Annotated in this window: 4 protein-coding genes; all 4 read left to right on the top strand. The window is 37.1% G+C overall.

Annotated features, from left to right (window positions below; translation table 11 throughout):
• Nucleotides 1–177: 177 nt before the first annotated feature.
• Nucleotides 178–951 carry a radical SAM protein gene (locus tag ABFR62_12840; protein MEN8139310.1) on the top strand — a complete coding sequence of 258 codons (774 nt, stop codon included), beginning with the start codon at nucleotides 178–180 and terminating at the stop codon, nucleotides 949–951.
• A gap of 68 nt (nucleotides 952–1,019) precedes the next feature.
• On the top strand, nucleotides 1,020–1,982 hold the full coding sequence (gene nadA / locus ABFR62_12835; GenBank protein MEN8139309.1) for a quinolinate synthase NadA: 963 nt from the start codon (nucleotides 1,020–1,022) through the stop codon (nucleotides 1,980–1,982).
• A 114-nt stretch (nucleotides 1,983–2,096) separates the two neighbouring features.
• Complete coding sequence (gene nadB / locus ABFR62_12830) at nucleotides 2,097–3,638, top strand: L-aspartate oxidase (protein ID MEN8139308.1); 1,542 nt, start codon at nucleotides 2,097–2,099, stop codon at nucleotides 3,636–3,638.
• Nucleotides 3,639–3,704: 66 nt separating this feature from the next.
• Complete coding sequence (locus tag ABFR62_12825; protein MEN8139307.1) at nucleotides 3,705–4,937, top strand: hypothetical protein; 1,233 nt, start codon at nucleotides 3,705–3,707, stop codon at nucleotides 4,935–4,937.
• The last annotated feature ends 104 nt before the right edge of the window (nucleotides 4,938–5,041 follow it).

Raw genomic sequence — 5,041 nt, 5'->3', positions numbered from 1 at the left:
TAATATCTTTTATTAGAAAAACACACATCCCTAACCCCTCTCAAGAGGGGAAACATTACCCACTACAAACAACATAGAGCCCAAAAAAGTTAAATGCTTTTGATCTGAAAAAAACAGGAATTAGGTATTTAGAATAATTACAAATAACTACCTTTGTCTGCTAAATATTACAGTTTAATGGGGACATTTTTATTTGATAAAACAATTTTTGGGCCGATAAAGAGTCGGCGATTTGGCGATTCGTTGGGGATTAATCTATTGCCGAATGATTATAAGCTTTGCAATCTGGATTGTGTTTATTGCGAATGCGGTTGGACACTCCCTTCCGATAAAAAAGTTCAGTTTCCAAGTTTTGAGGAAGTAGCCGAGGAGTTTGATAATTACCTGATCGATCTAAAGTCGAAAAATGTAAATGTAGATTCCTTTACCTTTGCCGGAAACGGAGAGCCTACAATACATCCGGATTTCCCGAAAATTATTGAGTTAACATTAGCACTTCGCGATTTGCATTTTCCCAAGGCAAATGTTGCTGTTTTATCAAATGGAATATTAATTAACAGGAAGGAAGTAAGGGAAGCTCTGCACAAAGCAGATTTACCTGTAATGAAACTCGATGCCGGAACGGATAAAACCTACCACTTAATAGACAGGCCAAAATCAAAAAAGACCTTAGACTATTTAGTGAAATATTATAAGGAGCTTGAAGGTAAAATTGTAATTCAAACTCTTTTTGTGAAGGGAGAATACGAAGGAGATAGCTTTGATAATACAACTGAAGAAGAAGTGTCGGCATGGATAGAAATGGTAAAAGAAATAAATCCAAGCGATGTAATGATATACTCGCTCGAAAGAGATACTCCTAGCGATAATCTTGAGAAAATTTCGCATGATAAACTTGAAGAAATTGCAAAAAGAGTAGAGAAAGAAGGAATAAAGGCATCAGTGTATTAAACTCATAAACAGTTAATAAAAGAAATATTACATTTGCCGCAAAATTTCGTTATCGAAAAGAATATAAAATGACAACATCTAACACAAATACAGCAAATAATCAGGTAGATTATATTGCAGAAATAAAGAGACTAAAGAAAGAGAAGAATGCGGTAATATTAGCGCATTATTATCAAATACCGGAAATACAGGAGTTGGGAGATTATGTAGGCGACAGTCTTCAGCTGGCTCAAATAGCGGCAAAAGTTGATGCTGATATGATTGTATTTTGCGGAGTGCATTTTATGGCAGAAACTGCAAAGATCTTAAATCCATCGAAAAAGGTGGTTCTTCCCGATATGGAGGCAGGTTGTTCTTTGGCTGAGTCATGTCCGATAGAGGAATTCAAGCCTTTCGTAGAAAAACACCCCGATCATACCGTAATTACTTATGTAAACGCTTCGGCAGCAGTAAAGACTGTTACCGATTTGGTAGTTACATCGTCGAATGCCGAAAGTTTGATTAATCAGTTGCCTAAAGACGAGAAAATTATTTTTGGACCTGATAGAAATTTGGGGGCATACATAAATAAGAAAACAGGCAGGGATATGATTCTTTGGGATGGATCTTGTGAGGTTCACGAGGCGTTTTCATTAGAAAAAATCACAGAGCTGATGAAAGAACATCCCGGGGCAGAACTTATTGCTCACCCTGAGTCGGAAGCTCCTGTGTTGAACGTAGCTGATTTTATCGGTTCTACGGCCAAACTTATTGAGTATGTAAAAACTGCTAAAGCGAAAGAATTTATAGTAGCTACAGAAATGGGTATTTTACATGAGATGAGAAAAGTTGCTCCAGGTAAGATTTTAATACCTGTTCCTGTAAAAGATGATTATAAATGTAATTGCAGTGAGTGTACTTATATGAAAATGAATACAATTGAGAAATTATACAGTTGTATGAAGAACGAGACTCCTGAAATTCACCTTGATCAGGAGGTAATAGATAAGTCTTTGCCTTCTATTAATAGAATGTTGGAGATGTCGAAATAATATTCTTTGTGAGTTTGAGACTGTGAGACTGTGAGATTTTGTGACTGTGAGACTGTGAGACTGTGAGACTGTGAGACTGTGAGAGTTTGTGACTTTAGACTTTATTCTTTCAATATGATAAAAAGAGATTTCCTGATAATCGGAGCCGGAATAGCCGGGTTGAGCTACGCTATAAAAGTGGCGTTGAAATGGCCGGAAGCCAAAGTAATGGTAATTACCAAAGAAGGATCCGGCAACACTAATACTCAGTATGCCCAGGGTGGAATAGCCGGGGTATTACCTTGTTCTGATGATGAGATAAACAGGCATGTTGAGGATACAATGATAGCCGGCAATCATAAAAACGATAAGAAAATCGTAGAGATGGTTGTTTCGGAAGCATCAGAATCGATCGACGACTTAATAAGTTGGGGAGTAGATTTCGATAAAGATAAAAAAGGAAAATACGATCTCGGGCTGGAAGGCGGACACAGTAAGAAACGGGTTCTTCATCATAAAGATTTTACAGGGAAAGAAATTCAGGATAAGTTATTAAAACAGTCTCAAAGCCTTGAGAATATTGAGTTGTTGGAACATCATTTCGCACTGGAGCTGATCACCGCTAAAAACAAGGAAGAAGTAAAAGTAGTTGGGGCTTATGTTTATAATTCTGATACTGAGAAAGTAGAAACAGTAGTTTCTAAAATAGTATTTATAGCAACCGGGGGAATAGGTCAGGTATATAGAACAACTACAAACCCTAATGTGGCCACCGGCGACGGAATAGCTTTGGCATATCGTATTGGAGCTAAGATAGAAGGAATGGAGCTTATTCAGTTTCATCCAACAGCACTGTTTGGCGATAGCGGAGACAGGGCATTTTTAATATCGGAAGCTGTTAGGGGAGCAGGAGCAATTCTCAGGAATGAGAATGGCGAAGCTTATATGGAAGATTATGACGAGCGTAAAGATCTGGCACCCCGTGATATTGTTGCAAGGGCTAACCTCAAAGAGATAAAAAGTTCTACCATTCCATATGTGTATTTAGATGTAACTCACCTTCAGAATGAAAATTTTAAAGAACATTTTCCGGTAATATCGGCAAAATGCGAAGAGTTAGGACTTGACTTGAGTGAAGACTATATTCCTGTAGCTCCTGCAGCACATTATTTGTGTGGAGGTATTTCTGTAACGGATAAAGGTAAAACTTCGTATAAGGGTATGTATGCCTGTGGAGAATGTTCGTCAACAGGTTTGCACGGAACAAATCGTTTGGCATCTAACTCGTTGCTCGAAGCTGTAGTTTATGCAAACCAGTCTTATAAAAGTGCTTTAGAGGAGTTCGACAATATGGAATTCGAAGAAGATGTCGATGATTTCTGGCATCCGGTAGTAAAGAAAAATATAGCATTGGATTTGCCTTTGGGCGAGTTGAGGAAAAAACTGCAGTGGCTTATGAGTTCGTATATGGCAGTAGAAAAATCGAACAAAAATCTTAAGTTGATGGCCGATGAAGTGGGAGATATAAGTAAAAAATTCGAAGATCTGATACACGGGAAATCCTATACAATTAAATCATTGGAATTTCGTAACCTTCTAAGCATAGCTCAGTTAATAGTAGAGCATTCTCAAAACAGAAACGAAAATTCAGGCGTGTATTTCAATGAAGACCTTTAGGTATTTTTAGAAGCTTATTGATCAATAATGAAGGTGAAATCATAAATCAGCAATCACAAATCATAAATGGGAAAGAGTTTTTTGGAAGGTAAAACAGGTGTAAAATTAATTTTTTCGTCTTTGGTTATTGCTGCAGGAACCGGATTGATATTGCGTCTGGCTCCTTTTCTGGATTTTGATTTTAATCATTATAATTTACTTCAGGCACATTCGCATTTGGCATTTTTAGGATGGGTATTTAGTGCTTTGATATGGTTGGTAAACAGATTTTTGATAAGAGATTTATTTTCCTCTAAAGTTTTCAGGATTTGGTTTTTTGCAGAGCTGGCATTAAGCTTTTTAATATTTATTTCGTTTCTGCTATTTGGATATAGCAAACTGCCTGTTGCACTGCTTAGTATTCACACATTAATTGCCTATTGGGGGCTGATAAGAATTTACAGAAAGTCGCACATTCTGGCAGAGAGTACTAAAATTCCACTTCGCTTGGGTGTTGTTGGATTTTTTATTTCGAGTCTCGGGCCAATTCTTATACCCTTAATTCAGAAAGGAATTATACTTGAGGGGGAAAGTATTAAAATAGGAATAAACCTTTATCTCCATTTTCACTATAATGCCTGGTTTATATTCACCCTGGTGGCTGTTCTTTTCTCATATTTCGAATTAAAGCAAATTGCTGTTTTAGGAAAGAACTACAAGCTCGGATTATCACTTATGTTCGGATCCTTGTTTATAAGCTATTTCGACAGTTTGTACTGGTTAAGTTTTCCGGAATGGACAGAGTATGTGTTTTTCCTTTCGAGTGCAGTACAGTTGCTTGGATTTTATATGCTGATAGTTCCTGTTTTGAAAAGTGTCATGTTTTCTGAAGGACTGTTTGAAAAGGCTCTCAAGATTGTGTTAATGTTGATTCTAATGGTTTGGGAATCGAAATATTTATTTGAATTAACGGTTAATATTCCATTCCAGCCCTGGTTTAATGTTGGGAATCACTTTTTACAGGTTGCATATCTGCATTGGGTGTTTTTAGGAATTGTAACACCAATGATAATCTTCTTACTTCAGGAACTTAAATTTTTACCGCGACTTAAAATATATAATATCTTTTTCTGGAGTGGCTGGTTGGGATCAGAAATGATACTAATCCTGATGGGACTGGGAATTATGCTGCCGAATTCTATGCTGTGGCTGGCCGGGTATTCTGTTTTAATGTTTGTGGCATTTTTTGCCTTGTTGGTTAAGGAGGTATGGATCAACCCAAAAATCTGGGGATTAAATTTTTTTTCAAGGCAAAAGTAAAAAGGAACCTGCCTGCGTGACGCAGTCAGGCAGGAAAGATACCTGCCTGCGTAGGAAAGAAAAAGAGTCTTAAAAGTTAAAATCTACCTTTAACTAGCAACCAG

The organism is Bacteroidota bacterium, from assembly GCA_039714315.1.
Lineage (GTDB): Bacteria > Bacteroidota > Bacteroidia > Flavobacteriales > JADGDT01 > JADGDT01.
This window is presented reverse-complemented; position numbering and strand designations above follow the sequence as displayed.